At 58.2% G+C, this 5,759-nt stretch carries 5 protein-coding genes and 1 tRNA gene; 2 read left to right on the forward strand and 4 right to left on the reverse strand.

Annotated features, from left to right (window positions below; genetic code table 11):
• Positions 1-11 precede the first annotated feature (11 nt).
• Both ENN40_01630 and ENN40_01635 read left to right on the forward strand, forming a co-directional pair.
• Positions 12-524, forward strand: coding sequence for an NYN domain-containing protein (locus ENN40_01630; protein ID HDP94041.1), 513 nt, complete (start codon positions 12-14; stop codon positions 522-524).
• 69 nt (positions 525-593) lie between these two features.
• Positions 594-1,646 carry a site-specific integrase gene (locus tag ENN40_01635; GenBank protein ID HDP94042.1) on the forward strand — a complete coding sequence of 351 codons (1,053 nt, stop codon included), beginning with the start codon at positions 594-596 and terminating at the stop codon, positions 1,644-1,646.
• Positions 1,647-1,815: 169 nt separating this feature from the next.
• On the opposite strand, the gene ENN40_01640 is transcribed toward ENN40_01635, so the two are convergent.
• The 4 genes from ENN40_01640 to ENN40_01655 all read right to left on the reverse strand — a co-directional run bounded on the left by ENN40_01640 (position 1,816) and on the right by ENN40_01655 (position 4,632).
• Positions 1,816-1,888, reverse strand: a tRNA-Thr gene (locus ENN40_01640).
• 64 nt (positions 1,889-1,952) lie between these two features.
• On the reverse strand, positions 1,953-2,948 hold the full coding sequence (gene galT, locus ENN40_01645) for a galactose-1-phosphate uridylyltransferase (GenBank protein HDP94043.1): 996 nt from the start codon (positions 2,946-2,948) through the stop codon (positions 1,953-1,955).
• Positions 2,949-3,302: a YraN family protein gene (locus ENN40_01650; protein ID HDP94044.1), complete on the reverse strand. Its 354-nt coding sequence runs from the start codon at positions 3,300-3,302 to the stop codon at positions 2,949-2,951.
• A gap of 4 nt (positions 3,303-3,306) precedes the next feature.
• Complete coding sequence (locus ENN40_01655; GenBank protein ID HDP94045.1) at positions 3,307-4,632, reverse strand: saccharopine dehydrogenase; 1,326 nt, start codon at positions 4,630-4,632, stop codon at positions 3,307-3,309.
• Positions 4,633-5,759: the final 1,127 nt, after the last annotated feature.

The raw sequence follows: 5,759 nt of genomic DNA on the forward strand, positions 1-5,759 counted from the left end.
CTTTTACATAAATAAATCCCCAAAAATCCAATTATATCAACACTCTTCAACGATCATTACTGAAAATATGGGGTGACGGCAGGAACCCTGGGAATGTACAGCGTCTTGAAGTCTATCTCAGAGCCTTGCGTTCAACAGGAATTTTAGTAGTACTCGGACGGTTCCAAGAAGTAAGTAAAAAATGCCATGAATGCCATCAATTTTATAAAACCCATGAAGAAAAGAAAACCGATGTAAACATCGCAATTCGGATTTTCCAACTGGCTTATGAAAATCAATATGACAAGGCATATATAATATCTGGAGACAGCGATCTGCTTCCTGCTATAAGGGCCGTCCAGCAATGCTTCCCTCAGAAAGAATTTGGCGTAGTAGTTCCTGTTGGGCAAAGAGCAAAAGCCCTTCAGAAGGCATGTAATACATCTTTCAAACTTCGACTGGATCACTGCTTAAGATTCAGATTTCCTGATCCCATCCATACAACTGATAACCGAGCGATCCACTGTCCCCCATCCTGGCGATAAACCTGTTTCATTCCTCACTGGGCCACTATTTGACATAGCCAGCCCCTAAGTTCATATATGGAGTAGACCATGGCATCAAAAACGGGATATCGCGTCCGCAAACGGGGAGATACCTATTTCGTAGATTTCAGACTGCCGGGGATCCAGAGATTCCGGAGATCCTTAAAGACCGGCAACGCTGAAGAGGCCCACAGTCGGGCGGCCGCGATCTACAAGCGGATCAGTCGCATGGTTGCCGGCGGATCCCGCCCGGACCTTCAACTTCGGGAGGCCATCGACCGTTACCTGTTTCATGGAGAAAAGACTCGAACCGCTTCATCCCTGGGCCCGGACCGGACCTGCTTCCGCCGCATCCTGGAATGGTTCCCGGATAACGTGGAGATCCGGAACATAGACCGATCCTCCGTCCTTGAATTTACATCCTGGATGAAAAAGGACCGAAACTACTCTCAGAGAACAGTCAATCACCATATCGCCGTAGCAAAGGCGGCGATCAACCTGGCTTTGGCTGACAAGATTTATTCTGGCGACAACCCGTTCGCGGGCCGCGGCCTGATCAAACAGGTTCGCACCCGGAGAAAATCCTATTCCCCTGCTCAACTCTCTCAAATTCTTGAATATGCCCGCAATATATCCGCCTCTGGAGGCTCCCTTTCCCGCCGCGCTTTTCATCCTTATATCTACCTTGCAGTCAACACGGGCATGAGACCAGGGGAAATCCTCAATCTCCGCTGGGATCACATAACCCCTCAGCAAATCGAGATTCACCGGCCCAAGTCCGGCCAGGACCTGGAAGTGATCCCCATGCTTCCGTGGGTGTGGGACTTCCTGCAGAAACTCCCCCGGGAATCCTTCTACGTTCTGCACCTGGGGCAAAGGTCCACCAATACGTTCCGGAAAATCTGGATCCGCCTCCGGACCGATCTTAAACTTCCGGAAGGATCCACCCTGTACCAGATCCGCCACTCAGTGGCCTCATACCTGGCAGACGCCGGCGTCCCCCTCCACCTGGTTCAGGCCTTACTCCGTCACGCCGACTGGTCCACCACTCAAATCTATGTCAATTCCGATATGGATGACTTGCGCCGGGTTATGGCGGTAATGGATCGCTTCAAGGCCTGAGTGGCCCCTGGGCACGTTTTGGGCACACTCAAATCCTGCTTCTTGTGCCGCTCTCCATTCTTTTCCGGACCCCGCTCTGGGCACACTTTGGGCACGCGACACTTTGATCTCGGCCAGAGATAAACCCCTCCCGTCGGGGATATTGTAATGATAATTGGGATATTGGGAAAGCCGGTGGACGGACTCGAACCGTCGACCTTTTGATTACGAATCAAATGCTCTACCAGCTGAGCTACACCGGCATGGAGTGCGATATTATACTCCGGAACGGGGTTGGATGCAATATGCTCAGCCGTCTGTGTATGCTCAGCCGTCTGCCAGGGCGGCGGCGGCTTCTTCGGGAAGCACGGTGTTGATGCGGCATGCGGTGGCGTGTTCGAATCCGCCGGTTCCGGAAAGCACGGGCAGGATTTCAATGAACCAGTGGCGCCAGGGGGCGCCGTCGCCGTGGAAAGGAGCTGAGTGAATCACCATCTGAAAATCCGGTCGCTCCAGCAGGCGGTCCATGCGGACAAGCGCCTCGTGGAGGGCCGCGGCCATGGCGTCCAGGTCAACGCTTTCGGCATCCTCGAACCGGGCCAGGTGGGTCGCGGGGATCAGCCACATGGCAAAGGGCTGCACCGCGGCATAGGGCACAAATCCCGTGATGAGGGCCGTGTCCAGAAAGATCCGCTCTTTCTCTTTTTGTTCCACGGCGCGGATATCACACAACATGCAGCGACCGCGGCGGGTGAAGTGGTCATGCATGCGCTGCGCCCGCTGCTGTACACGCGGGGGCACGACCGGCAGGGCCAGGAGTTGCGCGTGGGCATGGGGCTGGGTGGCGCCGCCCCGGTCACCGTGATTCAAAAACACCTGGATATGACGCATGCGCATGTCTCCGCGCAGATCGTGGATGCGGGCCTGGAAGGCGTCCAGCACCAGCCGCCATTGGGCGGGAGGCAACGCGGACGGCCTGGCGCCGTGCCGGGGAGAAAGCACCACGATCTCATGGGCGCCTACGCCGTTCATGCAATCATAAAAACCGTCGGGACGTGCGTCCACCTTCCCCTCCACCCGCAAGGCGGGGTAGAGGTTGGCAAACACGCGCACGGCCCAGTCTGAGCCGATCACGCCTTTTTTATGTTCGTCCCAGGCCAGGATGGCGGGGGGCGTCAAGTGCTCGTGTTCCGGACAGAACGGACAATGAGCAGGGTCGGTTTCTTCGGGGCGGGTGCGGTCCAGGTGATCGGGGCGGTCGCCCCGTTCCGGCGCGAAAATCACCCAGTCGCCGCTCAACAGATCCTGTCGCAGTTCCGGCATCTATTCCTCCACAAAGGCATCGGGCAGGTGGTTGATCTTCAGCCCGGATTCGGTTTCCAACACTGATATCACGTCAAAACGCACGGGGCGGTTCCACCGGCTGCGGCCGGAGCAGAAAACCCGCGCGGCCCGGATCAGGCGCGCCTGCTTGCGCGGGTCCACGAACTCCATGGGGTCACCCTGATGACTGCGGCGGCGGCTCTTGACTTCCACAAAGCAAATCCAGTCACCTTTTTCCGCCACCAGGTCCACTTCCACACCGGCCAGGCGCAGGTTACGCTCCAGCAGGCGGTACCCCCGGCGCTCCAGGTAGCGGGCCGCGGCCTCTTCACCGCGGCGTCCCAGGCCGGTCACGGGTTCAGATTTTCCGCCTGGACTCCTGCATGCGGATTCCCAGGCGGCCGAGTTCGTTCATCACCGGCTCGTACACCGCGGCGGATACGGGGCGCACCACGCCGACCTGGTCGATCTTGCCGCGGGCCATGAGCGAAACCCCGACAGCCAGAGGCAGGCTCACGGTACGCGCCATGGAAGTATCACCGTTCGGTTCGCCGTAATCAACCAGAGTGGAGGTTATTTTTTCACGTTCCCCGGCGGCGTTTTCCACCACGAAGGTGTGGCGCATGACGATCATGTCACGCTCGCCCGGGGCGTAGGGCATCTTCTGCTGCATGCGTTGGGACAGGATGTCCAGCGGATTGGGAATGTCACCCACCGGCTCGGATGAGAACAGCCCCAGCCATTCCATGTTGTCCAATACCGCGTCATCCCGGGATATGCCCAGCTTCTGAGCGGCCGCCGGCCTGGGGTCTTGCCCGGGGGCGGCGTTGGTCAGTTCCGCCATCAGGTCCCGGAGCGTGGCGTTTTTCAAGCTTTCCCGCGGCGTGTCGTCGATCAGCCCCAGGTCCACCATGGCCTTCATGGTTTCGCACCAGCCGGGATAACGATAGGTGCCGCGCATCACGGTCTGCGCCTCTGGGATGCCGTAGATGTCCCGGTAGGGCATCGAATCGCGGTTGGGATAGATTACCAGTTCGCCGATTCCTTCCACCTCGTCCGCGCGGCGGTCTAAAAAGAGGTTTTTGCCCTCCACGTCCACCAGTTTGCCGTGTTCCAGGTAACGGGCGGAGTTGCGTGAAGCCAGGATGACCCCGCGCGGGCTCCAGGAGAATTTGTAGCCGAAGGGATTGTCGTTGTCTTCCGGGGCGGGCAGGCCGCCGGTCACGGAGTAGAAATCCACGACGCGTCCGCCCCCGGCATGGACATCATCGATGATCTGCATAGCCGACATGTGATCGATTCCGGGATCCACGCCGATCTCGTTGAGAAACAACAACCCCCGGTCCCGCACCGCCTGGTCCATGGCCTGCATGCCTTCGCTCACGTAAGAGGTGGTGGCCATATCGCGGCCGTACTCCAGGCACAGGTTGGCCACTTTGACGTGGTGGATCCAGGGCAACAGGCTGATCACGATGTCGTATTGCGCGATCAGGTTGGCCAGGGCGGTTTCGTTTTCCACGTCCAGTTGCAGCGCGCGGCCGTTGGCATAGCCGGCCACCAGGGCTTCGGCCTTGGATACGGTACGCGACGCCACGGTAACGTTCAACTCCTGCTGATCCAGCAGGTAACGGACTCCGGGTCGGCTCACCAGTCCGGCTCCCAACACCAATATGTTTTTTTTCATGTCGCGCTCTCCTCTTATCAAGTTGAATTTATGACAGGAAATCCTGCATGTAAACATAGGGTTCGGTCAGGCGGCCGCCGTGAAGGATCAAGGCGCGGCGTACCACCGGGTCCAGGTCCATCTTTTCGATGGGACGGGAAAAATCGCTCTCCAATATGGGCATGACGTACTCTTTCAACACATCGGAGAAGTCCTGCGAAGCCTCGCCGGGAAACTCGCAGGGCAGGTTGTCCACGGCCATGACCGTCACGCCCAGGCGCTGTACGCCGTCCTCGAACCGGTCTTGGGCCGGCATATAGGTGTAGCAGGGGGCGTCCGGCATGGTGGCTTCGCGGCAGATCTCGATGGAACCTTCAATATCACAGGAGATGTCGCCGATCACCTGCAAAGTGGGGTTGGAGCGCAGCGCGGCGGCGTTGCGCAGGAATTCCCGGGTCACCAGGCGCGGATACGCCTCCGTCCAGTAGATGCAATTCACCAATACGTTCAGGCGCGGCAGGTAGCGGTTGAAGATCGATTCGTAGCGGTCGGGGTGGTTGTAATACTCCTGGAGTTCAAAACCGCCGTCACTTTTGCGGCGCACCATGTCGTCTTCGTGAAACACCACCTTGTAGAAGTTGAAGTTGTCGTCGGCAAAGTTTTCGTACATCACGTCCATGATGTCGGCCGAGATGACTTTGTGCGGCAGCAGGTCAAAGATCTCCTGCGCGCCCCGGCTCACATTGCCGTAACCGGAAAAACCCATTACCTGGGGCACGATCTCCATGGGCATGCCGTTGGCGTCGATCTCATCCCCCACGGCTTTTACCGCGGCCCGGGCTTCATCCAGGGAAACGTACTTCCAGGCCGGCAGGATGCGCGCCAGGGGGGTGTCGTAACCCTGGAGCTTCAGTTTTTGCCCGTAGGCGTGCAGGGTCTCGACCATTCCCGCCAACCCGGCGTACCGGCCGAAAAAGATCAGTCGGCGGCCGTTGTCGTCCAGGAAACGCTCGTAGTCGATGAGATGCGCCCCCACCTCCATCATGCGCCGCAGCATGTCCATGTTGTAGGGCTGACCCTTGATGGTATGGGAAAAGAACACGTAAGCGGTGTCCGGTTGGAAAAGTTCGGCGGGAATCTCTTTGACC

The organism is Candidatus Aminicenantes bacterium (assembly GCA_011049425.1).
In the GTDB taxonomy this organism is placed as follows: Bacteria; Acidobacteriota; Aminicenantia; order UBA2199; family UBA2199; genus UBA876.